The organism is Stutzerimonas kunmingensis, assembly GCF_002929225.1.
In the GTDB taxonomy this organism is placed as follows: Bacteria; Pseudomonadota; Gammaproteobacteria; order Pseudomonadales; family Pseudomonadaceae; genus Stutzerimonas.
In genome coordinates this window covers 145,364-169,584 of the sequence record NZ_PISM01000021.1, presented here as the reverse complement: position 1 = coordinate 169,584, position 24,221 = coordinate 145,364, and the positions used below count along the sequence as shown (strand labels likewise).

Below are 24,221 nucleotides of genomic sequence, written 5' to 3'. Positions count from 1 at the left end.
TCAGCCTCCGGTCACGGTGGGAAAGAAAGCGACTTCATCGTCATCGGTGATCGGCTCATCGAGACCACAGAGTTCCTGATTACGGGCACACATCAGGTTCTGCTCGGCAAGCACCTCCCAGACACCGCCCCGCGCAAGCAGCTGCTGGCGCACGTCATCCACGTTGGCGAGCGAAGCATCCCACTGCAGGCGCTCGCCATCAGTGCCGAGGGTTTCGCGATAACGGGCAAAGAACTGGACGGTAATCATGCCGGCACCTGCCAGTGACCGCTCTTGCCGCCGAGTTTTTCCAGCAGGCGCACGCCTTCGATGACCATGCCGCGATCCACGGCCTTGCACATGTCGTAGATGGTCAGCGCAGCGACGCTGGCAGCGGTCAACGCTTCCATCTCGACACCTGTCTGCCCGGCCAGCTTGCAGGCAGCGCGAATCAGTACGCAGTCTTCACCATCCGCCTGCAGCTCGACCTTGATGCTGGTGAGCAGCAGCGGATGACACAGCGGAATCAGTTCGTAGGTCTTCTTTGCCGCCTGGATGCCGGCGATGCGCGCCACGGCGAAGACATCGCCCTTGGGATGACCGCCCTGCTGGATCATCTGCAGGGTCTGCGGCAGCATGCGCACGCGGGCCTCGGCCACGGCTTCACGCGCGGTCACGGCCTTGTCGGTGACGTCGACCATGCTGGCCCGGCCTTGGGAATCGAGATGGGTGAGCATTCGGCGCTCCTGATCGGAAAATCACGAGTCTACCGCAGCCGCCGGCGATGAACCCGCCCCCGTAAGAGGTACTACCGGGCATCGCCGCACGCGCCTCCGCTACATGTGCGCTTCGGCGTATTCGGCCAGCACCGAACGCGGTACACCCTGCAAGGTGATGTGCACGCCGTGGGAGAAATCCTTGAAGCGCTCGGTCAGGTAGGTAAGCCCCGAACTGGTCGCCGACAGATACGGCGTGTCGATCTGCGCCAGATTGCCCAGACAGACCACCTTCGAGCCGTTGCCCGCGCGGGTGATGATGGTCTTCATCTGGTGCGGCGTGAGGTTCTGGCACTCGTCGATCAGGATCAGGCTCTGCTGGAAGCTGCGCCCGCGGATGTAGTTCAGCGATTTAAACTGCAGCGGCACCTTTTGCAGGATGTAGTCGATGCTGCCGTGGGTGTTCTCGTCCTCCATGTGCAGCGCTTCGAGGTTATCGGTGATTGCACCCAGCCACGGCTCCATCTTCTCGGCCTCGGTGCCGGGCAGAAAGCCGATGTCCTCGTCCAGCCCCTGCACGCTGCGGGTGGCAATGATGCGCCGGTAGCGCTTGCTAACCACGGTCTGCTCGATGGCCGCAGCCAGCGCGAGAATGGTCTTGCCCGAACCGGCGGCGCCGGACAGGTTGACCAGATGGATATCCGGGTCGAGCAAGGCGAACAGCGCCAATGCCTGATGAATGTCCCGCGGGCGCAGGCCCCAGGCCTCCTGATGCAGCAGCGGCTCCTGATGCAGGTCGAGCAGCAGCAGCTCATCGGCCTTGATGCCCTTGATCCAGCCGACAAAGCCCTGTTCGTCGATGATGAACTCGTTGATGTGTACCGCGGGAAGGTTGTCGGTCAGCGGTGCCAGGTGCGCCCATGCCCCTGATGGGTCTCGACCTTGCTCACGCGATCCCAGAACGAGCCGCTGACGCTGTGATAGCCGGGGGAAAGCTGGCCGACGTCATCGACCAGCTGATCGGTATGATAATCCTCCGCCGCTACGCCACAGGCACGCGCCTTCAGGCGCATGTTGATGTCCTTGGTCACCAGCACCACAGGCAAGCCGGGACGCTGTCGGCTCAGCTCGACCACCTGATTGATGATCTTGTTGTCGTTCAGATCCTCCGGCAACGCGTTGGACTCGCCACGCTTGCTCATGAGGATCGAAAGACTGCCGGAAGGCCCGCTCTTGCCGCGCTGGATCGGCACGCCGAGCTCGACCTCTTCCGGCGTGGCGTCACCGAGCAGCTTATCGATCAAGCGGATTGCCTGACGACACTCGGCTGCGACGCTGTGCTTGCCGGCCTTGAGTTGGTCGAGTTCCTCCAGCACGGTCATCGGGATGGCGACCTGATGTTCCTGGAAGTTCAGCAAAGCGTTGGGATCGTGGATCAGTACATTCGTGTCGAGGACGTAGAGCGTGGGCTGGGTCGCGCGAGGTCTGCCGTAGTCATCCATACCGATCACCTTCTTCTGGGGCCAGAAACGAAGAGCCAAAAGCGCTTCGCTGCACAGTAACCGCCATGCGATTCAGGTGAGCGGACGAGGGTAGCCGGTGGATTCGGGGCTGCCCAGGAGCCGCCACCTGTGTCGCAGGGTTCGGCGGTCTGAATTCGGTAATACCGTAAAAGTTATGACAGACAAAAGACTTTTCCGTTGAACTCGACTTTTTTTCACGAATCGACCAAACGGCCTTGGCGCGCGTATTTCAGCCGCGCTATTGTCGATGATCAAGGTGCGCGCTTTCGTCGCAGCGATTCACTTCCACGGTGATGTGCACCAGCTGCGGAAAGCCCTGCAACGCAGCCTTGTAGTGGTCGGCGGTGTGCGCCTGATGCGTCACCAGGCTCAGGATGCAGCTGTATTGCGACCGCCCTACCCGCCACAGATGCAGATCGGTGACCTCGGTATCCGGCACCTCCTGCAGCGCTTCCCGAACCCTGTGGACCAGCGGATCATCCATCTCCCGATCGAGCAGCGCCTTGGCGGTATCGCGCAACAGGCCGCGCGCCCATACAAGGATCACCAGCGCGCCGACGATACCCATCACCGGGTCCAGCCAGCTCCAGCCGAAGAACTTGCCGCCCAGCAGCGCGATGATGGCAGCCACCGACGTCAGCGCATCGGTCAGCACATGGATGAAGGCGGCGTGCCGATTCAGGTCCTTGCCACCCGAAGCGTGTTCATGCTCATGCGAATGGTCATGCCCGTGCTCGTCGTGACCGTTACCGTGGTCATGCTGATCCCGCAGCAACCAGGCGGACAGCAGATTCACCAGCAAGCCGATCACGGCGACCATCAACGCTGCATCGAAACCGATCGCGACCGGCGACCAGAGCCGCGACAGCGATTCGCCGATCATGAACAGCGCCACGACGACCAGCAGCAAGGCGCTGGTGAAACCGGCCAGGACCTCGATTTTCCAGGTTCCGAACGCAAAACGCTGGTCCGCCGCGTAGCGCCGAGCCAGCAGATACGCCAACGCCGCCAGGCCGATGGCTACCATGTGCGAGGCCATATGCCAGCCGTCCGCCAGCAACGCCATGGAGTTGAACCAGTAACCGGCAATGATCTCCACCAACATGGTCAAGCCGGTCAGAATGACCACCGCCCAGGCCTGACGCTCGGAGTTGCGCTCCAGCGGACGGTAGTCGTGAGGTGGTTGCCATTGCGCATGATTGCAGCCAGACATACGAACTCCTTGATTGACGCCTTCCAGCTTGTGCCTTGCCACGCGGGGAAGGTCAACCGTTGCCTATGGCCGCCATAGCTGGAGCCGCTCCGCTCGTACCCCTACAATCGCGCCATCAGACAGGAGACCCGTACATGCTGATGGTGATTTCCCCCGCCAAGACGCTCGACTATGAAACACCCCCGATAACCGAACGCTTCACTCAGCCTCAGTACCTGGAGCACTCGCAACTGCTGATCGACCTGTTGCGCGATTACTCGCCAGCGCAGATCAGCGAACTCATGCACCTTTCCGACAAGCTGGCCGCCCTGAATGTCGCGCGCTACGGGAGCTGGTCGGCTGACTTCACGCCGGCGAATGCCAAGCAGGCCCTGCTCGCCTTCAAGGGCGATGTCTACACCGGACTGAGCGTCGAGGATTTCACCGAGAGCGACCTGCTGTTCGCACAGGAACATCTGCGCATGCTGTCGGGGCTCTACGGCCTGTTACGGCCGCTGGACCTGATGCAGCCGTATCGGCTGGAAATGGGCACCAAACTGGCCAATCCGCGAGGCAAGGATCTGTACGCGTTCTGGGGCGAGCGCATCGGCGGCTGGCTGAACGAGGCGCTCGCCGAGCAGGGTGACGATGTCCTGCTGAATCTGGCCTCGAACGAGTACTTCAGCGCGGTCAAACGCAAGGCGCTGAACGCACGGGTCATCAACGTCGACTTCAAGGACATGAAGAACGGCCAGTACAAAATCATCTCGTTCTATGCGAAAAAGGCACGAGGCCTGATGGCCCGCTGGGTGATCAAGGAACGCATCGGCAACCCTGATCAGCTGCCGGAATTCGACTACCAGGGCTACCGCTACAGCGGGGATGATTCGACCAGCGACCGCTTGGTATTCCTGCGCGACGCCGCCGACCAGTAACAACTCAATGCCGGCGGAGGGCCCTGCAAGGGCGCTGCCGCCGCCCTCACCGCCCCCATTAGCGGGTCCGCCCAGCACGCCCCACACCCTCTACCAACACCGCCCGATCAACCCTCCGCATTCCGCCGGGCCGGTGAGCGCACCTTGAATCCGTTCGCAAAAACTGGCCGATCAACGGTTGCCGAGGCGGGAACTATCCAGCGTGGCTCGCAATCATAAGCGCGTACCGACAATTCCAGGTGGAAAGGGAAGTCGCACATGAACGTGCATTGGGTCATCAATTTCGCAGATCGCTCCGTTCGAGATCGTCAGTCGATCTTGGCGGTAGCGCAACTTCAGACGGCGATACGGCTGATTATCCAGCCCACAGCCGCGGCGTCGAGCAGAGCCTACGCGGCATCTGACACGGCAAACGCCGAGCAAGGCACGAACAGAGGGTTACGGCCATGCAAGCGCATCACTCCCGTTCGACCGGCAGGTGCCACACACCGCGCGCGACGATGGCGCTCCTCAGTAGCGCGCCAAACGCCGACCACGAGCGCCCGGTGCAGATGACCATGATCGACATCTCGCCCGATACAAATGCGGCCTGAACGGTCACGGTGCGACATCCAGGCGATTAACCAGACAGCAGATTTCAATCTCGAGGCATGCCTTGGGACAGAGTGGATATCGTCCAGCCAACTGGCGATTCCTCCGACAAAGAACAGCAACAACCCAGGCGCGGCCAAGAGGCCGGCGTCACCGGACAAGTAGAACGACCTTCGAAACGATTCAGGAGAAGCAATATGATCCCGGTTATTCTTTCAGGCGGTAGCGGCTCCCGACTGTGGCCCCTTTCCCGCAAGTCGTTCCCCAAGCAGTTTCTTGCCCTGACCGGCGAGCAGACGTTGTTCCAGCAGACCGTCGAACGCCTGGCGTTCGATGGCATGCAGCAACCGCTGCTGGTCTGCAACAAGGACCACCGTTTCATCGTCAAGGAGCAGCTGGCCGCGCGCAAACTCGGCGTTCAAGGCCTTCTGCTCGAGCCTTTCGGTCGTAACACCGCACCGGCCATTGGGATCGCGGCGATGAAGCTGGTTGAAGAGGGACGCGACGAGCTGCTGCTGGTCCTGCCGGCCGACCACGTCATCGAAGACCAGAAGGCCTTCCAGCGCTCCCTGGCACTGGCGACCAATGCCGCGGAAAACGGCGAGATGGTCCTTTTCGGTGTTCCGCCGACCCGTCCTGAAACCGGCTTCGGTTATATCAAGGCCAGCCAAGACGCCAATCATGGCTTGCCCGATGGCATCAAGCGCGTAGCGCAGTTCGTCGAGAAGCCAGACGAGGCTCGCGCCCAGAGCTATCTGGGGTCAGGTGACTATTTCTGGAACAGCGGCATGTTCCTGTTCCGCGCCAGCGTGTTCTTGGAAGAACTGAAGAAGCACGATCCGGACATCTACGATACCTGCTCGCTCGCCCTGGAGCGCAGCGTGAAGAACGGCGAAGAAGTGCTGATCGATCCCGCCACCTTTGCCTGCTGCCCGGACAATTCCATCGACTATGCAGTGATGGAAAAGACTCAACTGGCTTGCGTAGTGCCCATGTCGGCTGGCTGGAGCGATGTCGGCTCCTGGTCTTCGATCTGGGATGTGCACGAGAAGGACGAGAACGGCAACGTCCTCAAGGGCGACGTGATCGCCGAAGACTCGCGCAACTGCCTGGTACACGGCAACGGCAAACTGGTCACCGTGCTCGGCCTGGAAAACATCGTGGTGGTGGAGACCAAGGACGCCATGATGGTTGCCCACAAGGACAAGGTGCAGGACGTCAAGAAGCTGGTCAGCAAGCTCGACGCTCAGGACCGCAGCGAAACCAAGAACCACTGCGCCGTGTACCGCCCTTGGGGCTGGTATGACTCGGTGGACATGGGTGGCCGCTTCCAGGTCAAGCGTATCTGCGTGAACCCAGGGGCCAGCCTCTCCCTGCAGATGCACCACCATCGTGCCGAGCATTGGATCGTTGTTTCCGGTACCGCTCAGGTCACCTGCAACGACAAGACTTTCCTGCTCACCGAGAATCAGTCGACTTATATCCCGATCACTTCAGTGCATCGCCTGGCCAACCCCGGGAAAATTCCGCTGGAGATCATCGAAGTCCAATCCGGCAGCTATCTGGGTGAAGACGACATCGAGCGCTTCGATGACGTTTACGGCCGCGCCGAACAGAGCAACGAAGCCAAAGTTGCCCGTTGATGTTCGCCAAGTAACGAGAGGAAAGCCCGCTTCGGCGGGTTTTTCTGTGCTCGACTTCTGGCTCTGTGCGTACCTGAGAGCGCATACTTGCGAAAATCCGTGTAGCGCCTTGCCGCAAACGTAGTATCAATGCCGCACATAACCTGGTTTTTTGAACTACTGCTCGAATCTGCCGACTGCCAGGTAATTGCTTAAACCTTTTCAGTTGACCTCCAGTCTCACGTACATAAGCTCGACTCTGTTGCAACTGAAAACTTCGGTTACAACCAAAGACGCGTCATACATTTTCAGAGGCGTCTTAATTCAAACTAGAAAAACAGGATCCTTACGTGACGAAAGACGAACTGCGCGCCGAACTTGAGCGCCAGGCGCAGCGCTTTACCAATGTCTATGGTGGTGAAATTACGACTTACGCGGCTGAACGCGAACCCGAGCGCAAGCCGTGGCGCAAGAAACCCACTGTGCTTGATCAAGTGTTTCAGCGGGAACTGCAGAAGCTCGAACAGGAAAAACATGCCGATTGTGAAAGCGCGGCAACTGGGCAAGCCTGATCCTGACCTCCGTGCAGGTAAGGAAGTCAACTAGCGCAGCCAATACAAACAGCAGTAGTGAACTGAAGAGCGCCAATAAGTCAGCGCTTACCGCCGAGTAACGAGCCGAGCAACCCTCTGGCCAACTGACGCCCCAACTGACTGGCAGCCTGGCTCAACGCACTTTTGACGACTCGTCCGGCCAGATCCCTCAGATCGCTGCCTGCACTGCTCTTGCCTCGTGCAGGCTTCTCGACCGGACGCTCAGCCTCCTCGACTGCCTGCATGGCCCGAGCACTCAGTATTTCGTAGGCCGACTCACGGTCGACGGGCTTGTCATAACGGCCACGCAAGCTGGACCTCGCGATAAGCTGCATGCGCTCAGCTTCACTCAGCGGCCCCACTCGCGACTGTGGCGGCGCGATCGAGACTCGCTGCACCATCGCCGGCGTGCCTTTCGCCTCGAGCCCACCGACCAGGGCCTCGCCGATGCCCAACTGGGTCAGCACATCCAGCGTCGCAAAGTCCGGGTTCGCACGAAATCCGTCAGCCACCGAGCGCAGTGCTTTCTGCTCCTTGACGGTGTATGCCCGCAAACCATGCTGGATTCGCAGCCCCAGCTGCGCCAGTACCTGGTCAGGCAGATCGGCTGGGGACTGAGTGACGAAATAGACGCCAACACCTTTCGAACGAATCAGCCGCACCACCTGCACCAGCCGGTCCTGCAACGCCTTGGGCGTATCGCGAAACAGCAGGTGCGCCTCATCGAAGAACAGGACCAGCAAAGGCTTGTCGGCATCGCCCCGCTCCGGAAGCTGCTCGAACAGTTCGGCAAGCAGCCATAGCAGGAAGGTCGCATAAACCTTGGGCGCCTCATGCACCAGTACGCTGGCATCGAGCAGATGGATGGGACCTCGGCCGTCCGCCGCGGGGTGCAACAGATCCTCGAGTTGCAGGGCTGGCTCACCGAACAGCGCCTCGGCGCCCTGCTGTTCGAGCGTTGCCAGGCGTCGCAGCAGGGCCTGTGACGATGCACCGGTGAACAATGCACTGTCCTCGCCAAGCAACTCCGGCTCAGCCTTGAGGTGCGCCAACAGCGCCTTGAGGTCCTTCAGATCGAGTAGCAGCAGGCCTTCGCGGTCTGCCACCTTGAACGCCGCGTACAAAGCGGCCTGCTGGCTGTCGGTGAGCTGCAGCAGGCTTCCCAGCAGCAGCGGCCCCATCTCGCTCAACGTAGTACGCAGCGGATGGCCGCTACGTCCATGCACGTCCCACAGGGTTACCGGGTACGCCTGCGGCTGATGGTTCAACCAGGGCATGCTGGCGATCCGCTCGGCGATCTTGCCCTGCGGTGCACCGGCAGCACCCAGGCCGCAGAGATCGCCCTTGATGTCGGCAGCGAACACGGCAACTCCGGCATCGCTGAACTGCTCGGCCAGACGTTGCAAGGTCACTGTCTTGCCGGTGCCGGTGGCTCCGGCAATCAACCCGTGCCGATTGGCCAGGCGCAGGGACTGGCTGTTCGGTTCACCCGTCGCATCAGCGCCGAGTACCAGACGATCGATTGCAGCCTTCATCAACCCGCCTCCTTGTCGTGCTCGCGCGCTCCGGATGGGGCGCTCTCGTCGGCCGTCGATGCACTCGATTGCCGACCTGCATTGCCCTGCTCAGCCTGAAGCTCGGCCCATAGCGCTGCGGCATCGGCGAACTCGGCGCCCTGCTCGGGCGACAGCGCCTCAGGATCGTATCGCTGTGTACAACCACTGCCGATGACGGGCGGCGCCTTGGCCGCGGCACGGTCGAGGGGATCGGTCACAGATGCTCCCGGATGTCAGTTGAACACCATCGTCTTGTTGCTGTGTACCAGCACACGGTCCTCCAAGTGATAGCGCAGGCCGCGAGAAAGCACCATTTTCTCTACGTCCTTGCCGAGCCGGACCATGTCCTCGATGCTGTCGCGATGGCTAACGCGCACCACGTCCTGCTCGATGATCGGGCCGGCGTCGAGCTCCTCGGTGACATAGTGACAGGTGGCGCCGATCAGCTTCACGCCGCGCAGCGAGGCCTGGTGATAGGGCTTGGCGCCGACGAAGGACGGCAGAAAGCTGTGATGGATGTTGATCACGCGCTGGGCGAACTCGTCGCACAGCTCGGACGGCAATATCTGCATGTACCGCGCGAGCACAATCACATCGGCGCGCTGCTCGCGGACCAGGCGGGTGACTTCGGCGAACGCCTCCTGCTTATTGGCGGGGTCGACCGGCACGTGAATGTAGGGAATACCATGCCATTCGACCATGCTGCGCAGGTCGTCATGGTTGGAAATCACGCAAGGAATGTCGCAGTCCAGCTCGCCGCTGTGCCAACGGTGCAGCAGATCGGCCAGGCAGTGGGATTCGCGACTGGCCATCAGCACCACGCGTTTGCGTTTCTCGGAGTCGGTGACTCGCCACTCCATTGAAAACTCACGAGCGATCGGAGCGAACGCCTGACGGAAACCGTCCAGATCGAAAGGCAGTGAGTCCGCGCGAATCTCGTGACGCATGAAAAACCAACCGCTCTGGTGATCCGAATGATGGTTGGCTTCAGTGATCCAGCCGTTGTAAGTGGCAAGAAAGTTACTGACCTTGGCAACAATGCCAACGCCATCGGGACAGGCAATGACCAGCCTGAAAGTGCGCATCAACGGTTACTCCGACTCAATGGGAAATGCGGCATTCTAGCCCAGCAGACAAAAGCACAGCCATCGCCATTAAGATCGAGGCGCGGCGCAAACTATGCGCGATGACGCAAACGGCGCGGCTCGCAGTCATCGGCTTGTTATGCAAAACATAAAAACCAATCGAAAAAACTTGTCCGATAAAACAGGCTTTCCGCTTGATTTAAGCCTGCGCACGGCTGCAATAGCAGCCCTTAGCCTGCGTCACATATCCTTTCAAATAGTAGTGCGGCTTTTTTACAAGGCTATATTTACTTGCGGATTACGCAGGACTATGATTGCTGCCACTTGCGTTCAAACCTATCCCAAGGAAGTCATATGTCACTTATCAATGAGTATCGCGCTACTGAAGAAGCCATCAAGGAACTTCAAGAGCGCCTGAAGTCGCTATCCGAAGACGACAAGCTGAAAAAGGAACTGGAATTCGAAGGCAAGCTGCGCGAACTCATGGGTGAATACCAGAAGTCCCTACGCGACATCATTGCCCTGCTCGATCCGGAAGCCTCTCGCAACAGCAAGAGCCCTCGCGCTGCAAAAGCTCCCGCGACCAGCAAGCGCGCCCGCCGCGTGAAGCAATATAAAAACCCACACAGCGGTGAAGTGATTGAAACCAAAGGCGGCAATCACAAGACCCTGAAAGAATGGAAAGCCCAGTGGGGCTCCGACACCGTGGAAAGCTGGGCCACCCTTCTCGGCTAAGCGGCTACGGTTTATAACGAACGCCGTTTCTCGACATTAATCATTGATGTCGGGAAACGGCGTTTTTATTTGTGCTGCACTCTTCCTTCCCCGCTCGATTCAGGCGTGGCGCACAAACATACGCCCTCCCCAAGAGTTAATTGCTCAAGCGGTAACGCTCACGCAACCCCTGACCGTACTCGCGCCATTGCTGCAACAGTTGCCGTTGTGCCGGCGTGGCGCCGATCATGAATTGCTCGATATCCGACTCGAACTGCACGAGGGTGTTGGGCGCGCCACATGCCCCATCACTCAGCCGCTGTTGGCAGAACTGACGCCATTGCGCTTGCTCGTCGACGGATAACGCTTCAGGAAAGTTACGCGCGCGGTAACGAAACAACAGCTCGTCGAGGCGCGCATCATCGAATCGGAATGGCTGTTTCGCCAGCTCCGCAGGTGACAGGCTACGGACCTGGTCGCACAGCCGCCGGTCGCGGTCCCCGAGAAAACCGCCATACAGCTGCTGCTCCGGATCATCAGTGCCAGCGAAGCGGTCTTCGCGATAGATGTCTTCGAGCTTGGTGCTCCAGATCTGCCGCTGCTCTCGAAGCATCGCTGCACGCTCATGGCAGATCGGCATATCCAGACCAAGGCGCTGGATGTCTTGCGTGCGCAAAACCTTGAGCGACGCCACCACGGGACACTTGTTGACGTGCACCAGCTTCAAGGGCACCGGCAACTCGCCATCGGCGAGCTGGTCACGTCGGGTATACAGGCGCTGACGTAGCGTTTCAGCCGTTTCCTGCAAGAGCGGCTCCGGTCCGGCCTGCAGATCGCAGACGATCAGCGCATTGCGATTGCGCGGGTGCCAGCCCAGCGGCAGGACCACCGAGAGAAAATGCCGTGCAGCGGAGAAGCGGCCGGACACGTGCACCATGGGTTCCAGCAACCGGATCTGCTCAAGCACCGCCTGCTTGCGGCGCAGGTTGTAGAGATAGTCGTACAGCCGCGGCTGCCGATCGCGAACGAGTCTGGCCAGGGCAATGGTCGCGCGCACATCGGATAGCGCGTCGTGCGCATTCAGATGTTCCAGCCCGTTGGCCACGCTCAGTCGTTCGAGTTTGAGCGTCACCCGCCCCTCCTCTTCAGGCCAGACCAGGCCTTCCGGGCGCAGGGCATAAGCCGTGCGTACCAGATCGATCAGATCCCAGCGGCTGTTACCGCCCTGCCATTCACGGGCATAGGGATCGTAGAAGTTGCGGTACAGGCTGTAGCGCGTCACCTCGTCGTCGAACCGCAGGCTGTTGTAACCGGCGCCGCAGGTGCCAGGCAACGACAGCTGTTGATGCAGACGATGAATGAATTCGGCCTCGCACAAGCCCTTCTGTTCGAGGGTCGCGGGGGTGATCCCAGTGACCAGGCAGGCCGCCGGATGCGGAAGGATGTCGTCGGAGGGACGGCAATAGATGTTCAGCGGCTCGCCGACTTCCTCGAGCGCCTCGTTGGTGCGGATACCCGCCACCTGCAACGGACGGTCGCGGCTGGGCGAGATTCCTGTGGTTTCGAAGTCGTACCAGAAGATGCTTGAATTCACGGGAGAGTCCTTCTCGATCAGCGCGGCAGTCTATCAGCCAGGGCGGCACATCGCCGCGTGCGTCAACCGATCTGCCCACGCAGCATTGGGTATGCGAACGACATCCTGCAAAGGAGCAGGCACTTCGCCATAATCACACCCCTCCGGCTTGCCCTCCGCTCAGACGACTCAGGCGCATTGCCGCAGCGGCACTTGCCGCATAGCATCGACCTTTGCCTGCCTCAGACGACTTTACCCTTGCCTTCAGCTCTCGACCGACCATCACTGCTCGACAATAGCCATCGCGTGGAGACGCCCGAAGGCATCGATCTACTCCTGCGTCCGGCCGGGCTCGTACCGCGCGCGCTGGCCTTTGCCATCGACCTGGCGATCCGTGCCGCCATCCTGCTAGCCCTCTTCATCATCCTGGGGATGCTGGGCAATTTTGGTATCGGTCTTGGGACGCTGCTGCTGTTCCTCGTGCAATGGTGGTACATGGTGCTCTTCGAAGTACTGAACCAGGGACGTACGCCTGGCAAGTACTGGCTGGGTCTGCGAGTAGTGCATGACGATGGCACGCCGGTCGGCTGGACCTCCTCGCTGACGCGCAACCTGCTGCGCTTCGTCGATATGCTGCCGTTCGGCTATTTTCTCGGCGCACTGAGCTGCCTGGGCCACCCTGCCTTCAAGCGTCTCGGCGATCTCGCCGCAGGGACCCTGGTGGTCTACCGGGAAAGACCACAAGCGCGCCCGACGCTGCCGGAGGTGGAAGCTGCCAAACCGCCTTTTGCGTTAAGTCTCGATGAGCAACGCGCTCTTATTGCCTTCTCCGAGCGTCGCGCCAGTCTTTCTGCCGAGCGGCGTCTGGAGCTGGCTTCGATCCTTGCCGAACCGCTGGCGGTTACCGGTGAGAACGCCGAGGCAAAGATCCATGGCATCGCCCGCTCACTGGTAGGCTCGCCATGAAGCAGGCCGCCTTCGAACGCCAGCATCACGCCGACTGGCATGACTTCACCAGCCAGCTGGACGCGCTGGAGCGTGGCAAGCCAAGTCTCAGACAGGCCAGCGACTTCCCCGCCGCCTACCGCCGGCTCTGCCAACACCTGGCGCTGGCCGAATCCCGCGGCTACAGCAGCCAGCTGATCGATCAGTTGCGCCAGCTCGCCCTGCGCGGCCATCAGCAGTTCTATCGGCACCGCAGTCCATTGCTGGGGCGACTGCTCGGGTTCATCACCGGTGGCTTCGCCCGCGCGGTCCGTGAGCAGTGGCGTTACGTACTGGCAGCAAGCCTGCTCTTCTACGGCAGCCTGCTCGGCATGGCCGCTTTGGTCTTCGCCTTCCCGGAGCTGGTGTTCAGCATCCTGCCGCCGGACCAGGTCACACAGATGGAACAGATGTACGACCCGGACGCCAGCCGCCTGGGTCGCTTCGCCGAACGGGGCTCGGGCGACGACTGGCTGATGTTCGGCTATTACGTGATGAACAATATCGGCATCGCATTCCAGACGTTCGCCAGCGGGCTGCTGTTCGGACTGGGTACGCTGTTCTTCCTGCTGTTCAATGGCCTGACGATCGGCGCCGTCGCGGGCCACCTGAGCGCCATCGGCTACCACCAGCCGTTCTGGTCGTTCGTCATCGGCCATGGCGCGTTCGAGCTGACCGCCATCACCCTTGCCGGCGCCGCGGGGCTGCAGCTCGGCGTAGCGCTGGTGGCGCCGGGGCGCCTGACCCGCGCAGAGGCGCTGCGTCAGGCTGCCAAGCGAGGCATCCAGCTGGTCTGCGGGGCCACCCTGTTCTTGCTGATCGCTGCCTTTGTCGAGGCCTACTGGTCATCCATGACCCTGACCTCGCCCATGATCAAGTACATCGTCGGCGCGCTGCTCTGGCTGATCGTGGCCGCTTACTTCGCGTTTGCCGGGAGGGCGCAGCATGCAGCTGAGTGATGCCAGCGTCTCGATCCGCCCGCGCAGTCCATGGGAGGCGCTGGACCTCGGCACCCTGCTCGCCAGGCGCCACGCGAAGCTGCTGATGACGACCTGGGCGGCCGTGACGCTGCCGCTTTTCGGCCTGATCAGTCTGCTGCTGTGGCAGCACCCAAGTCTGGCGCTGCTGCTGTTCTGGTGGCTCAAACCCCTGTACGAGCGCTTGCCGCTGCATATCCTGTCCAAAGCACTGTTCGGTGAAACACCAGACTTTCGAGAGAGCCTGCGGGCCTTCCCCGGCCTGCTGCGGCCACAGCTGTTGGCCAGTCTCACCTGGCGTCGCCTGAGCACGACGCGCAGCTTCGATCTGCCAGTGCAGCAGCTCGAGGGGCTCGACGGCAAGGCACGCAAGCAACGCCTGCTCACGCTCAGTCTGCGCAGCGGCCGCGCGCCCAGCTGGCTGACCGTGGTCGGCGTGCATCTGGAAGGAGCGCTCTGGCTCGGCCTGCTCGGCGTGCTGTATTTCCTGCTGCCGGCGCAGCTGGTACAGCGCTGGAACTGGGAGGATCTGCTCGGGCTGAGCGCCGAATGGCTCTGGCTGGAACACTTGTCCAATCTGCTCTATGCGATGGTGCTCATCGTCTGGGAGCCTATCTATGTCGCCTGTGGCTTCAGCCTCTATCTCAATCGACGCACTCATCTGGAGGCGTGGGACATAGAGCTGGCCTTCCGTCGACTGCGCCAGCGCCTGCTCAGCGCTGCACCAGCGGTGCTGCTTGCCTGTGGCCTGTTGTTCTGGCCGACAGCGCACGATGCCTGGGCAGCGGCGCCAACGGCCGACACAGCGCAACAGGGCCCGGAAAGCGAGCGTCTGCTGAATCAGCCACTGACCAGCGAGACGGCCCGCGAACGAATCGACGCGCTGCTCGACCAACCCCCCTTTCAGCACCGGGAGACGGTCACCCGTTGGCGCTTTGGTGCGCAAGACAGCCCGCAGGAGCCCGGTGCTCTGGCACGCCTGCTCGAGCGCCTGCTGCAGGGTGGCTCGCTGTGGGAAAGCCTGGAAAGTCTGGCGCAGGCACTCGAAGTCCTACTCTGGACCGCCCTGGCCTTGCTGGTCGCGCTTCTGCTGTGGCGCTACCGCGACTGGCTGCAGACTTTCGGCAGCCGCATACAGCTGCCGGCCAGGCGCCGCCAACCTGCACCCGCGCAGCTGTTCGGCCTCGACGTCGCGCCCGAAAGCCTGCCAAACGACGTTGCCAGCGAGGCCGAACGACTCTGGCAGCAGGATCCGCGCGCGTCTCTGGCACTTCTCTATCGCGGTTTGCTCAGCCGCCTGCTGCATGATTTCCAGCTGCCGTTGAGGGCCGCCCATACCGAGGGCGAGGTGCTGGCGCGCGTGCGACAGCTTCAGCGCGAACCGCTGTCGCGCTTTGCCGAGCAACTTACGCAACATTGGCAGCACCAGGCCTACGGGCACCGGAACGGCGAAGACGTGGTCCGCGACGAACTGTGTGCCGGCTGGCGCGCGCTGTTTGCCGAGGAGTCGAGGCCATGAACCGACTCCGCCCTCGCCTGCTCGCCGCGGCCGCGGTCCTGCTGATCGGTCTGCTGGTCATCTGGTTGGCCGGCAAGCTGCAATCCTATGAAGACGTCGTCGAGCACGGCCCGACCCCAGAGGCGCGCAGCAACACCTACCTGGCCGCCGAACTGTTCCTGCGCGACCTCGGCCTGCAGGTCGTGCATCAGGAAGGCATCGCCGGACTTGAGACCCTGCCCACCTCTGGCCAGACGCTGCTCCTGCTAGGTGACCGCGGCAACCTGACCCCACGGCAGACCGAGCGTCTGCTGGACTGGGCCAACGCCGGCGGCCATCTGGTCGTGGTTGCAGAGCGACTGTGGGATGAAGAGACCGGCAAAAGCGGCGACCTGCTGTTCGACCGGCTCAATCTGCAGCAGTACGCAGCTGACGATCTGGACGATGATGCGCAGACACCGCAGTCATCCACCGCCGAACAGCATCCGCAGCTGACCAAGCTGTATCTGGAGAATGAAAGTGCGCCGGCCTATCTGGCCTTCGATACCGACTTTCACCTCTATGATGCGGACAATCGCGCCCACGCCTGGGCCAACAGCGCAGGCGCCACGCACATGCTGCAACTGCAGCACGGTGACGGGCTGATCACCGCCCTGACCGATAGCTGGATCTGGCAGAACCGCAACATCGATCAGTACGACCATGCCTGGCTGCTCTGGTATCTGACTCAAGACAGCGCGGTGACTCTGGTGCACCGCAGCGAACACGACGGCTTGCTCGCACAGCTGCGCCGCCATTTCCCCGAACTTCTCACCGTGCTGGGCCTACTTGTGGCGTTCGCGCTCTGGCATGCCGGCCAACGCTTCGGCCCACTGCAGGCTCCGCTCAACCCGGCGCGTCGCCAGCTGCAGGAACACCTGCGTGGGTCGGCGGAGTTCCTGCTGCGCCATGGTCGCCAGCACAGTCTGCTGCAGCCGCTGCAACAGGACATCCAGCGCCGAGCGGGGCAACGTCATCCGGGCTTCGAACAGCTTCCGCCGAATGCCCAGCTGCCACTGCTCGCCCGTCTCTCCAGCCTGCCGATCGCCAGCATCGAGCTGGCCATGCGCCCACTGCCGCAGCAACGTCTGTCGGCTACCGAATTCACCCGACAGGTCGCCCACCTGCAAACCCTCAGGAACGCGCTATGAGCGAACATATCCCAGATTCCGGCAACCCTGCTCCGGCCTCCAACCCGGTGAGCCAGCGCCTGCGAGCCAGCCAGCTCGCCCAGGCGCTGCGCGACGAGCTGCACAAGGCGGTGATCGGCCAGGACGACGTCATCGATGGCGTTCTGACCGCGTTGATCGCCGGCGGCCACGTGCTCATCGAAGGCGTGCCGGGGCTGGGCAAGACACTGCTGGTACGGGCGCTGGCGCGCTGCTTCGGCGGCGAGTTCTCGCGCATCCAGTTCACCCCCGACCTGATGCCCAGCGACGTCACCGGCCATGCCGTCTACGACATGCAGAGCGAGCAGTTCAAGCTGCGCAAGGGGCCGGTGTTCACCAACCTTCTACTGGCCGATGAAATCAACCGTGCGCCAGCCAAGACTCAGGCCGCGCTGCTCGAAGTTATGCAGGAACGCCAGGTCACCCTGGAAGGCAAGGCCCTGGCGGTTCAGCAACCTTTTCTGGTCATGGCCACGCAGAACCCGATCGAACAGGAAGGCACCTACCCACTGCCGGAAGCCGAGCTCGACCGCTTCATGCTGATGTTGCGCATGGACTACCCGCAGGCGAACGAAGAGCTGGAGCTGGTACGCCAGGTCACCCGCTCGGCACGCGCCGACATGCTCGACGTCAGCGCCCTGCGCCAGCTGGTACAGGCCCGGGATGTGCTGGCCCTGCAGAAGATTGCCAGCGAACTGCCGCTGGACGATCAGGTACTGGACTATGCCGTGCGCCTTGCCCGCACCACTCGCAGCTGGCCGGGGCTGGCGCTGGGTGCCGGCCCCCGCGCATCGATCGCGCTGGTTCGTGGTGGTCGCGCCAGAGCGCTGCTGCGCGGCGGCGAGTTCGTCACGCCTGATGACATCAAGGGTTGCGCGCTGGCGGTACTGCGTCACCGGGTGCGCCTGTCGGCAGAGCTGGACATCGAAGGACTGTCGGTGGACCAGGTGCTGCAGCAGCTACTCGATCAGGTCGCGGCGCCACGCGCATGACGCCATCCCGTCGCCTGCTCGTTGCGCTGGCCGCGCTGGTGCTCGTGGCCATTCCTCTTGGCGTTCTCGCCGCGTTCGGCGTCGAAGCCGGGCACTGGCAGTCCGCCTGGTGGGGCCTGTTGCTGGCGCTGGGTACGGTGACATCGCTCGACGCCTTTGCCCTGAGGCGACTGCCGTCGCCTGCGCTGCAACGCAGCCTGTCGGGAAATCTGCCACTGGGCCACTGGAGCAACGTGCAACTGCTGGTGCGCAACGCACATTCCCGCGCTATCGAGCTGGAGCTGTTCGACCACGTGCCTGAGGGCATGAGCTTCGAACAGCTGCCGCAACGCATGCGCCTGCAGCCCGCCGAACATTGCCAACTCGACTACCTTCTGCGCCCGACCCGCCGCGGCCAGTTCGTCTTCCAGCACTGCGATCTTCGCCTGGCCAGCCCGTTGGGCCTCTGGCGCAGCAGACGCCAGCTTGAGCTTGTCGACGAAACCCGGGTGTATCCCGACTTCGCTCGGTTGCACGGAGCCAGCCTGCAGGCGATCGACGTCTGGTTGAATCGCCTCGGCGTCCGCCAGCAACCGCGCCGCGGGCTGGGGCTGGAATTTCACCAGCTACGCGAGTTCCGCGAGGGCGACACCCTGCGGCAGATCGACTGGAAAGCCACGGCGCGGGCACGCATGCCGATTGCCCGCGAATATCAGGACGAGCGCGACCAGCAGATCGTGCTGATGCTCGACTGCGGTCGGCGTATGCGCAGCCAGGACGCCGAACTCACGCACTTCGACCATGCCCTCAACGCTGCCCTGCTGCTGGCCTATGCCGCGTTGCGCCAGGGCGATGCCGTGGGCGCCTGCACCTTCGCCAGCGAACAGCCGCGTCACGTCACGCCGGCCAAGGGCCAACAGCAACTTCACGTGTTACTGAACGGTCTTTACGACCTGCAGCCCACCCAGCAGCCCGCAGACTACGGCGCAGCGGTCGATCGGTTGCTGGCCCGGCAACAGCGCCAGGCACTGGTTATCGTTCTGAGCAACCTGCGCGATGAGGACGATGCCGAGCTGCACGGGGCGCTGAAGCGGCTCTCACGCAAACATCGGGTGTTGTTGGTGAGCCTGCGCGAAGAAGTACTGGACCAGCTGCGCCTGCGGCCGGTGCAGAGCCTGGACGACGCGCTCGACTACTGCGGCGCCCAGGACTACCTGAACGCCCGCCAGGCGCTGCACAAGCGCCTGGCCGCCCATGGCATGCCGGTACTCGACGTCCAGCCTTGCGATCTGGGGCCGGCACTTATCGGGCGTTATCTGGCGTGGAAGAAAACCGGGACGCTGTGAGCGCGGCTCACAGACCGTGGCAGCAGTCCTTGTCAGTGAATCGATCCGATGCCGGGCTGGCATGATGCGCCAGAGGAATGTGCAACATCGGCTGGAAACTGAAGTAGTGATGCAGGGCAGCGATCATCTCGCGGATATCCCCGGGCGGCTCGATCAGGGAAAAGCCGGTATCGTAGCTGCCCGGCGTCACATCCTCGCTTGACCACAGACTGAACGCACTGAAATCCACTTGCCGCAGTTGACCGCTCTGGCCCGGAATCTTCAGGCGCATCTCGAAGCGAACACCAAGCATCATCGGATAGGGGCTGATCAGCATCAGCCCGCCCTCGGACAGGTTGCCGATGAAGCCCAGCGGCTTCTCGGTGAACCGATTGAATACGTTGAGGTAGTACGGCAACTGATGCCGCTGGATACGACGCTGGTTCGCCATGTTCATGTCGTCGGAGCCTTCAGCCTTAACCCTGCAATTCGAGTCCTGTCGGCTCAACTGCATTCCTGGCTGATACGCATCGCCAGGCGCTGTCGAGCCGCCTCTACTTCACTTTCACTGTAGTAGACGCGCTCTCCCGCTGCATCGTTACGAAAAAAACGTCCGCCAAGCTGCAGTCGCGACAACTGGCTGCGCAAGCCCTGGCATTCCTCCTCTCGTGCAGCCCGCGCCTTGCTGGCCTGCTCCCTCGCTGCCTGCTGCTCCTGCCGCCGCGCATCGAAGAATCGTTCGCTGCGCGCCTCACGCTCACGGGTCTGGTCGTCGCGTTCGACGACCTGGGGCCGAACCTCGACCTGCTCGGCTCCGGCTGCCGGGCGCTGACCGAAGTGAACCTGTCCGTTGGCATCGGTCCAGCGATAGATCTGCGCATCTGCCAGTGCAGGCAGCAGCATGGCGGTCATCAGCAAAGCTCGCATGATCCCTCACATGGCTTTTATGAAATCAACGTTTGGCCGGCTGAACCACCGGCGGTGCCTCGGCATGATAGTGGCCCAGCTGCCTCAGCGTCTCCAGGCGCGCACGAGCGCGATAGGCGTACTCGCTGGCAGGGTATCGCTCGACGATGAAACGATAGGTTTCGCCAGCGTCGACGAACAGACCCTGGCGCTCCAGACACTGGCCGCGCAACAGTGAAATCTCCGGCTGGACCTGGCTGCGCGGCTTGCTGCGGCGTTCTGCCTGCGACAGTGATTGCATCACCCGCTCGCAGTTGTCGGCCTCGTAGTACTGGTAAGCCGCATCCAGGTGGCGATCGAAAGCATGGCGACTGCTGCAGCCGACGGTCAGAAGACTCAGGAAAACGATGATCAGGGTGCGCATGGGTTCCTCCGTATGCCCCTGTATCGACCGAGCTGGAAAAAGCTGCAGACAGCCCGTCAGCCGGACGCAAAGAGTAGTGGTCGCCGAGCGATGACTACAACCGGCGAGCATAGTAGCCTCGGGGCCAGCCAGAAAAAGGAGCAATTGAATGATTCCGCGTCGCACCAAGATCGTCGCCACCCTGGGCCCAGCAAGCAGCTCGCCGGAGGTGTTGGAAAAGATGATCGTCGCCGGGCTGGATGTAGCCCGCCTGAATTTCTCCCACGGCAGCCCCGACGAGCATCGTGCCCGGGCTGAGCTGGTGCGTGAAATCGCCGCGCGCCACGGCCGCTTCGTCGCGCTGCTCGGAGACCTGCAGGGACCGAAGATCCGCATTGCCAAGTTCACCGACAAGCGCATTGAGCTGAAGGAAGGAGACCAGTTCCGCTTCTCCGTGACCCATCCGCGCGACGCCGGCAATCAGGAAGTGGTCGGCATCGATTACCCGGACCTGGTCAAGGATTGCGGCATCGGCGATGAGCTTCTGCTCGACGACGGCCGAGTGGTGATGCGCGTCGACAACGCCACCGCGGACGAACTGCACTGCACCGTGCTGATCGGTGGCCCGCTGTCGGACAACAAGGGCATCAACCGCCGTGGCGGCGGCCTGACGGCGCCGGCGCTGACCAACAAGGACAAGGCCGACATCAAGCTGGCCGCGGATCTCGAGCTGGACTACCTGGCAGTCTCCTTCCCGCGTGATGCCGCTGACATGGACCTGGCTCGCCGCCTGCGCGACGAAGCCGGCTCCGACGCCTGGCTGATCGCCAAGATCGAGCGGGCCGAAGCGGTCGCCGACGATGAGGCACTGGACGGCCTGATCCGCGCCAGCGACGGCGTGATGGTGGCGCGCGGCGACCTCGGGGTGGAAGTTGGCGATGCCGAGCTGGTCGGCATCCAGAAGAAGATCATTCTGCACGCACGTCGCCACAACAAGGTGGTAATCACCGCGACGCAGATGATGGAGTCGATGATCCACAGCCCGATGCCGACCCGCGCCGAGGTATCCGATGTAGCCAACGCCGTGCTGGACTACACCGATGCGGTGATGCTCTCGGCCGAAAGCGCCGCCGGCGAATACCCGATCGAAGCGATCAAGGCCATGGCCCGTGTGTGCTGCGGCGCGGAGAAGCACCCGACCAGCACCAAGTCCGGACACCGCCTCGGCCAGCAGTTCGAGCGCTGCGACGAGAGTGCCGCGCTGGCTGCGATGTACACCGCCAACCACTTCCCGGGGGTCAAGGCCATCATCGCCCTGACCGAAAGCGGCTATACACCGCTGATCATGTCGCGCATCCGGTCTTCGGTGCCGATCTTCGCTTTCTCGCCGCACCGCGAAACCCAGGCACGGGTCGCGCTGTTCCGCGGCGTGCAGACCATCCCGTTCGATCCGGCTGCGCTACCTGCAGAAAAGGTCAGCCAGATGGCAGTCGAGGAGCTGCTCAAGCGCAACATCGTGCAGCCCGGCGACTGGGTGATCCTGACCAAAGGCGACAGCTACCACGACAGCACAGGCGGTACCAACACGATGAAGATCCTGCGCGTCGGCGATCAGTAAGGCTGGCAGGGAATCACACGAGGCCGGCTCTTTAGCCGGCCTCGTGCTGTCTGCGAGATCGAACGGGGAGCCAACTACCGCGCCTGAGTCGCGCTGACGAAAGCGTCGCTGAATATCTGTCCACGCGGCAGGCCCGCGAGAAACAGGCGCCTGGCGCAGGCGTCGACGAACGCCGAACCGCCGCAGAGCAGCGCGATGTCCCGCCGCGACGTTGGTCGTAGCGTCGAAAGCATGCTGTCACGCTGTTGCGCATCGACCCATTGCAGCTCCAGGTTCTCGTGCCTGTCCGCCAACTCCTGCAACGGCCCGCGCAGGTAGTGCTCGTCACGGCAAAAGTGCACCAGCCTGATCGTCCCGGCATGGCCCTGGCGCAGGCTCTCGCGCAACAGGCTGAACAAAGGGGCCAACCCGGTTCCCGAAGCCAGCAGCAATAAAGAGCGCTCGGACCACTCCGGCTCGTAATGCAATGCACCACCGTGCAGGTCGCCCAGCCGCAGCGTGTCGCCCGCGCGCATCTGCCGCGCGGCATCGCAGAACGCCCCCGGCCTGGAGCAATCGAGATGAAACTCCAGCCAGGAATCGTCGCCGGGAAGGCTGGCCAGCGAATACGGCCTAGCGATGCCGGCACCGGTCCACAGCAACAGGTGCTGACCTGCTCGATAGCGCAGCGGCCGCTCCGGCAGCAGACGCAGGCGCAGCACGCTGCCGCTCAGCCACTCGGCGCTTTGCACCTGAGCGGGCAGTCCGTCGCGGCGGGGATCGAAGACTTCTACACCGAAATCCTCCTCGACACGGCACTGACAGGCCAGTCGCCAGCCGGCCGCATGCTGCTCGGGCCGCAGCAGGTCGGGTTGCAGATCGCGCGGTGCTCCGTCGACACAGCGCACCAGGCAGGCGTGACAGCTGCCGGCGCGGCAACTGTAGGGTACGGGCAAGCCGGCAGCGATCAGGGCATCAAGCAGGTTGGTAGCGGGCGCGACCGACCAGCGCTTGCCGGCGCAATGCAACTCAGGCATCGGCGGTGACCCAGGCGGGTTCGCAACGATTGCGACCACCGCGCTTGGCTCGATAAAGCGCTTCGTCGGCACGCTGTAGCGCTGCATCCAGATCATCTCCGGCGTTCAGCAGGGTAAGGCCGATCGACAGGCTGAGATGTCCGGCTTCGATATTGGCGTCTTCCGGCTCGGCGTTGGCGAAAGCCTCCCGCAGGCGCTCACAGCACGCGGTGAACTGCTCGGCGTCGGTATTGGGCAGCAGTAGCACGAACTCCTCGCCGCCATAACGGGCCAGCACGTCATCATCACGCAGACAGGACCGCGCCACGCTGGCAAAGGCCTGCAGCACGCGGTCTCCGGTGGCATGGCCGTGGATATCGTTGATGCGTTTGAAGTGGTCCAGATCGATGAGCGCCAGCCCCGATTGATGCCCCTTGCGCAAGCGGTTCAGGTCGCCCTCGGCGATACGTAGGAAGCGCCGCCGGTTGTATAGGCCCGTCAACTCGTCGGTGGAAGCCAGATCCTCCAGTTGACGCATCATTCCGCGGAGGGTGTCCTGATGTGCCTGCAACGCGAAACTCCGCTGGCGCATGCGCTGGCGCAAGCGATACACGTGGCCGGCGAACAGACACATCCAGATCAGCGTCACCAGCAGCACGCTGGCCTGCAGCAGGAACACATCGGTCTTGATCGGCCGCTGCAGATAGTAATCCAGCGCAGCCATGCTGACGAAGCTGACGAAAGCCAGTGCGGCGTAGCGAATGAACACCTTCGGCGGCAGGAAGACGGCAAACATCAGCACCAGCAGATAGAGCACCAGTAGCGAACCGCGTGCACTGCCGAGGTTGAAGAGAAAAGAGGTCAGCCACAGCAGCCCCACCAGCACCTGCGGTTCAGTCAGGCTGGGGTCCTTGGAACGCAGGTTGATACCGCGATGAAACAGCCAGAAAAACAGCAACTGGCTGACCACAATCAATGCCGACTGCGCCACGGCGCTGGCCACCGAGGCCTGGTAGAAGCCCCCCGCCACCGCCACCCAGGTCAGCACCAGGCCCAGACCGTAGGTCACGGAGGCCAGTGCGAATCGCCGCGTAACCAACTGCTGCAATGCACGCATATCAGTCTCGTCACGCATCGCACTCATAGGGATCCTTCCCGCCGTGGCAATTTGCCGCACTCTACGCTTACCGAAAACAAAATCCTAGCCAGCATTCCCATCGCTCCTGGTCCATCCGTGTACCGCGCAGCCTGACGCGT

At 62.5% G+C, this 24,221-nt stretch carries 24 protein-coding genes and 1 pseudogene; 11 read left to right on the top strand and 14 right to left on the bottom strand.

Features of this window, described 5'->3' with window-relative positions:
* The 4 genes and pseudogenes from CW305_RS17320 to dmeF form a co-directional block, all read right to left on the bottom strand.
* Complete coding sequence (locus tag CW305_RS17320; protein WP_014821259.1) at window positions 1-249, bottom strand: MoaD/ThiS family protein; 249 nt, start codon at window positions 247-249, stop codon at window positions 1-3.
* The gene (moaC, locus tag CW305_RS17315) at window positions 246-716 is read right to left on the bottom strand and encodes a cyclic pyranopterin monophosphate synthase MoaC (protein WP_014821260.1); all 471 of its coding nucleotides are present in this window, start codon (window positions 714-716) and stop codon (window positions 246-248) included. The genes CW305_RS17320 and moaC overlap by 4 nt, the downstream gene beginning before the upstream one ends.
* 99 nt (window positions 717-815) lie before the next feature.
* Window positions 816-2,197 (bottom strand): annotated as a pseudogene (locus tag CW305_RS17310) (PhoH family protein).
* A gap of 259 nt (window positions 2,198-2,456) precedes the next feature.
* Window positions 2,457-3,431 carry a CDF family Co(II)/Ni(II) efflux transporter DmeF gene (dmeF, locus tag CW305_RS17305; RefSeq protein WP_104098504.1) on the bottom strand — a complete coding sequence of 325 codons (975 nt, stop codon included), beginning with the start codon at window positions 3,429-3,431 and terminating at the stop codon, window positions 2,457-2,459.
* Between the two features lie 134 nt (window positions 3,432-3,565).
* Here dmeF and yaaA point away from each other — a divergent pair, with 134 nt between their 5' ends.
* Window positions 3,566-4,345, top strand: coding sequence for a peroxide stress protein YaaA (yaaA, locus tag CW305_RS17300; protein WP_104098503.1), 780 nt, complete (start codon window positions 3,566-3,568; stop codon window positions 4,343-4,345).
* A gap of 457 nt (window positions 4,346-4,802) precedes the next feature.
* Here the strand turns inward: yaaA and CW305_RS23510 are convergent, their stop codons facing one another.
* A complete protein-coding gene (locus tag CW305_RS23510; RefSeq protein ID WP_181063902.1) occupies window positions 4,803-4,946 on the bottom strand; it encodes a hypothetical protein in 144 nt (47 codons plus the stop codon).
* A 187-nt stretch (window positions 4,947-5,133) separates the two neighbouring features.
* Between CW305_RS23510 and CW305_RS17295 the strand changes: the two genes are divergently transcribed.
* Together CW305_RS17295 and CW305_RS17290 are read left to right on the top strand one after the other, a co-directional pair.
* Window positions 5,134-6,579, top strand: coding sequence for a mannose-1-phosphate guanylyltransferase/mannose-6-phosphate isomerase (locus CW305_RS17295; RefSeq protein WP_104098502.1), 1,446 nt, complete (start codon window positions 5,134-5,136; stop codon window positions 6,577-6,579).
* 329 nt (window positions 6,580-6,908) lie between these two features.
* Window positions 6,909-7,130, top strand: coding sequence for a hypothetical protein (locus CW305_RS17290; protein ID WP_014821265.1), 222 nt, complete (start codon window positions 6,909-6,911; stop codon window positions 7,128-7,130).
* Window positions 7,131-7,210: 80 nt separating this feature from the next.
* Here the strand turns inward: CW305_RS17290 and CW305_RS17285 are convergent, their stop codons facing one another.
* The 3 genes from CW305_RS17285 to purU are packed head-to-tail and all read right to left on the bottom strand — an operon-like array spanning window position 7,211 to window position 9,792.
* Window positions 7,211-8,686, bottom strand: coding sequence for a helicase HerA-like domain-containing protein (locus tag CW305_RS17285; RefSeq protein ID WP_104098501.1), 1,476 nt, complete (start codon window positions 8,684-8,686; stop codon window positions 7,211-7,213).
* Complete coding sequence (locus CW305_RS17280) at window positions 8,686-8,925, bottom strand: hypothetical protein (protein WP_102831946.1); 240 nt, start codon at window positions 8,923-8,925, stop codon at window positions 8,686-8,688. The genes CW305_RS17285 and CW305_RS17280 overlap by 1 nt, the downstream gene beginning before the upstream one ends.
* Before the next feature lie 15 nt (window positions 8,926-8,940).
* Entirely contained in the window at window positions 8,941-9,792 is an 852-nt protein-coding gene (gene purU, locus CW305_RS17275; RefSeq protein ID WP_014821268.1) for a formyltetrahydrofolate deformylase, read from the bottom strand.
* A 354-nt stretch (window positions 9,793-10,146) separates the two neighbouring features.
* Here purU and mvaT point away from each other — a divergent pair, with 354 nt between their 5' ends.
* Window positions 10,147-10,527 (top strand): histone-like nucleoid-structuring protein MvaT, encoded by a 381-nt coding sequence (mvaT, locus tag CW305_RS17270; RefSeq protein WP_003303488.1) that lies wholly within the window; start codon window positions 10,147-10,149, stop codon window positions 10,525-10,527.
* Window positions 10,528-10,663: 136 nt separating this feature from the next.
* Here the strand turns inward: mvaT and sbcB are convergent, their stop codons facing one another.
* Window positions 10,664-12,100, bottom strand: a complete 1,437-nt coding sequence (gene sbcB, locus CW305_RS17265) for an exodeoxyribonuclease I (RefSeq protein WP_104098500.1) — start codon at window positions 12,098-12,100, stop codon at window positions 10,664-10,666.
* Between the two features lie 237 nt (window positions 12,101-12,337).
* Between sbcB and CW305_RS17260 the strand changes: the two genes are divergently transcribed.
* Genes CW305_RS17260 through CW305_RS17235 form a run of 6 tightly spaced genes read left to right on the top strand, consistent with a single transcriptional unit; the run spans window position 12,338 to window position 19,063 of the window.
* Window positions 12,338-13,045 (top strand): RDD family protein, encoded by a 708-nt coding sequence (locus CW305_RS17260; RefSeq protein WP_104098499.1) that lies wholly within the window; start codon window positions 12,338-12,340, stop codon window positions 13,043-13,045.
* Window positions 13,042-14,022, top strand: coding sequence for a stage II sporulation protein M (locus CW305_RS17255; protein WP_104098498.1), 981 nt, complete (start codon window positions 13,042-13,044; stop codon window positions 14,020-14,022). Before CW305_RS17260 ends, CW305_RS17255 begins: the two co-directional genes overlap by 4 nt.
* On the top strand, window positions 14,009-15,559 hold the full coding sequence (locus CW305_RS17250) for a DUF4129 domain-containing protein (protein ID WP_104098497.1): 1,551 nt from the start codon (window positions 14,009-14,011) through the stop codon (window positions 15,557-15,559). The genes CW305_RS17255 and CW305_RS17250 overlap by 14 nt, the downstream gene beginning before the upstream one ends.
* A complete protein-coding gene (locus CW305_RS17245) occupies window positions 15,556-16,728 on the top strand; it encodes a DUF4350 domain-containing protein (RefSeq protein WP_014821273.1) in 1,173 nt (390 codons plus the stop codon). Before CW305_RS17250 ends, CW305_RS17245 begins: the two co-directional genes overlap by 4 nt.
* On the top strand, window positions 16,725-17,738 hold the full coding sequence (locus CW305_RS17240; RefSeq protein WP_104098496.1) for an AAA family ATPase: 1,014 nt from the start codon (window positions 16,725-16,727) through the stop codon (window positions 17,736-17,738). Before CW305_RS17245 ends, CW305_RS17240 begins: the two co-directional genes overlap by 4 nt.
* On the top strand, window positions 17,735-19,063 hold the full coding sequence (locus CW305_RS17235) for a DUF58 domain-containing protein (RefSeq protein WP_104098495.1): 1,329 nt from the start codon (window positions 17,735-17,737) through the stop codon (window positions 19,061-19,063). The genes CW305_RS17240 and CW305_RS17235 overlap by 4 nt, the downstream gene beginning before the upstream one ends.
* A 7-nt stretch (window positions 19,064-19,070) precedes the next feature.
* Here the strand turns inward: CW305_RS17235 and CW305_RS17230 are convergent, their stop codons facing one another.
* Genes CW305_RS17230 through CW305_RS17220 form a run of 3 tightly spaced genes read right to left on the bottom strand, consistent with a single transcriptional unit; the run spans window position 19,071 to window position 20,372 of the window.
* Window positions 19,071-19,499, bottom strand: a complete 429-nt coding sequence (locus CW305_RS17230) for a PilZ domain-containing protein (RefSeq protein ID WP_104098494.1) — start codon at window positions 19,497-19,499, stop codon at window positions 19,071-19,073.
* Between the two features lie 47 nt (window positions 19,500-19,546).
* Complete coding sequence (locus CW305_RS17225) at window positions 19,547-19,969, bottom strand: DUF4124 domain-containing protein (protein WP_104098493.1); 423 nt, start codon at window positions 19,967-19,969, stop codon at window positions 19,547-19,549.
* A 25-nt stretch (window positions 19,970-19,994) separates the two neighbouring features.
* On the bottom strand, window positions 19,995-20,372 hold the full coding sequence (locus CW305_RS17220; protein ID WP_023446819.1) for a tetratricopeptide repeat protein: 378 nt from the start codon (window positions 20,370-20,372) through the stop codon (window positions 19,995-19,997).
* 148 nt (window positions 20,373-20,520) lie between these two features.
* Between CW305_RS17220 and pyk the strand changes: the two genes are divergently transcribed.
* Window positions 20,521-21,969: a pyruvate kinase gene (gene pyk / locus CW305_RS17215; protein ID WP_101274362.1), complete on the top strand. Its 1,449-nt coding sequence runs from the start codon at window positions 20,521-20,523 to the stop codon at window positions 21,967-21,969.
* A 74-nt stretch (window positions 21,970-22,043) separates the two neighbouring features.
* Here pyk and CW305_RS17210 read toward each other — a convergent pair whose 3' ends face one another.
* Window positions 22,044-22,985 (bottom strand): iron-sulfur-binding ferredoxin reductase, encoded by a 942-nt coding sequence (locus CW305_RS17210; protein ID WP_104098492.1) that lies wholly within the window; start codon window positions 22,983-22,985, stop codon window positions 22,044-22,046.
* The gene (locus CW305_RS17205) at window positions 22,978-24,108 is read right to left on the bottom strand and encodes a GGDEF domain-containing protein (RefSeq protein ID WP_104098491.1); all 1,131 of its coding nucleotides are present in this window, start codon (window positions 24,106-24,108) and stop codon (window positions 22,978-22,980) included. Before CW305_RS17205 ends, CW305_RS17210 begins: the two co-directional genes overlap by 8 nt.
* Window positions 24,109-24,221 lie beyond the last annotated feature (113 nt).

Excerpts from the sequence above, each read along its gene's own strand:
- CW305_RS17320 (WP_014821259.1), bottom strand. The coding sequence starts at position 249 with ATGATTACCGTCCAGTTCTTTGCCCGTTATCGCGAAACCCTCGGCACT.
- moaC (WP_014821260.1), bottom strand. The coding sequence starts at position 716 with ATGCTCACCCATCTCGATTCCCAAGGCCGGGCCAGCATGGTCGACGTC.
- dmeF (WP_104098504.1), bottom strand. The coding sequence starts at position 3,431 with ATGTCTGGCTGCAATCATGCGCAATGGCAACCACCTCACGACTACCGT.
- yaaA (WP_104098503.1), top strand. The coding sequence starts at position 3,566 with ATGCTGATGGTGATTTCCCCCGCCAAGACGCTCGACTATGAAACACCC.
- CW305_RS17295 (WP_104098502.1), top strand. The coding sequence starts at position 5,134 with ATGATCCCGGTTATTCTTTCAGGCGGTAGCGGCTCCCGACTGTGGCCC.
- CW305_RS17285 (WP_104098501.1), bottom strand. The coding sequence starts at position 8,686 with ATGAAGGCTGCAATCGATCGTCTGGTACTCGGCGCTGATGCGACGGGT.
- purU (WP_014821268.1), bottom strand. The coding sequence starts at position 9,792 with ATGCGCACTTTCAGGCTGGTCATTGCCTGTCCCGATGGCGTTGGCATT.
- mvaT (WP_003303488.1), top strand. The coding sequence starts at position 10,147 with ATGTCACTTATCAATGAGTATCGCGCTACTGAAGAAGCCATCAAGGAA.
- CW305_RS17255 (WP_104098498.1), top strand. The coding sequence starts at position 13,042 with ATGAAGCAGGCCGCCTTCGAACGCCAGCATCACGCCGACTGGCATGAC.
- CW305_RS17250 (WP_104098497.1), top strand. The coding sequence starts at position 14,009 with ATGCAGCTGAGTGATGCCAGCGTCTCGATCCGCCCGCGCAGTCCATGG.
- CW305_RS17245 (WP_014821273.1), top strand. The coding sequence starts at position 15,556 with ATGAACCGACTCCGCCCTCGCCTGCTCGCCGCGGCCGCGGTCCTGCTG.
- CW305_RS17240 (WP_104098496.1), top strand. The coding sequence starts at position 16,725 with ATGAGCGAACATATCCCAGATTCCGGCAACCCTGCTCCGGCCTCCAAC.
- CW305_RS17235 (WP_104098495.1), top strand. The coding sequence starts at position 17,735 with ATGACGCCATCCCGTCGCCTGCTCGTTGCGCTGGCCGCGCTGGTGCTC.
- CW305_RS17230 (WP_104098494.1), bottom strand. The coding sequence starts at position 19,499 with ATGAACATGGCGAACCAGCGTCGTATCCAGCGGCATCAGTTGCCGTAC.
- CW305_RS17225 (WP_104098493.1), bottom strand. The coding sequence starts at position 19,969 with ATGCGAGCTTTGCTGATGACCGCCATGCTGCTGCCTGCACTGGCAGAT.
- CW305_RS17220 (WP_023446819.1), bottom strand. The coding sequence starts at position 20,372 with ATGCGCACCCTGATCATCGTTTTCCTGAGTCTTCTGACCGTCGGCTGC.
- pyk (WP_101274362.1), top strand. The coding sequence starts at position 20,521 with ATGATTCCGCGTCGCACCAAGATCGTCGCCACCCTGGGCCCAGCAAGC.
- CW305_RS17210 (WP_104098492.1), bottom strand. The coding sequence starts at position 22,985 with ATGCCTGAGTTGCATTGCGCCGGCAAGCGCTGGTCGGTCGCGCCCGCT.
- CW305_RS17205 (WP_104098491.1), bottom strand. The coding sequence starts at position 24,108 with ATGAGTGCGATGCGTGACGAGACTGATATGCGTGCATTGCAGCAGTTG.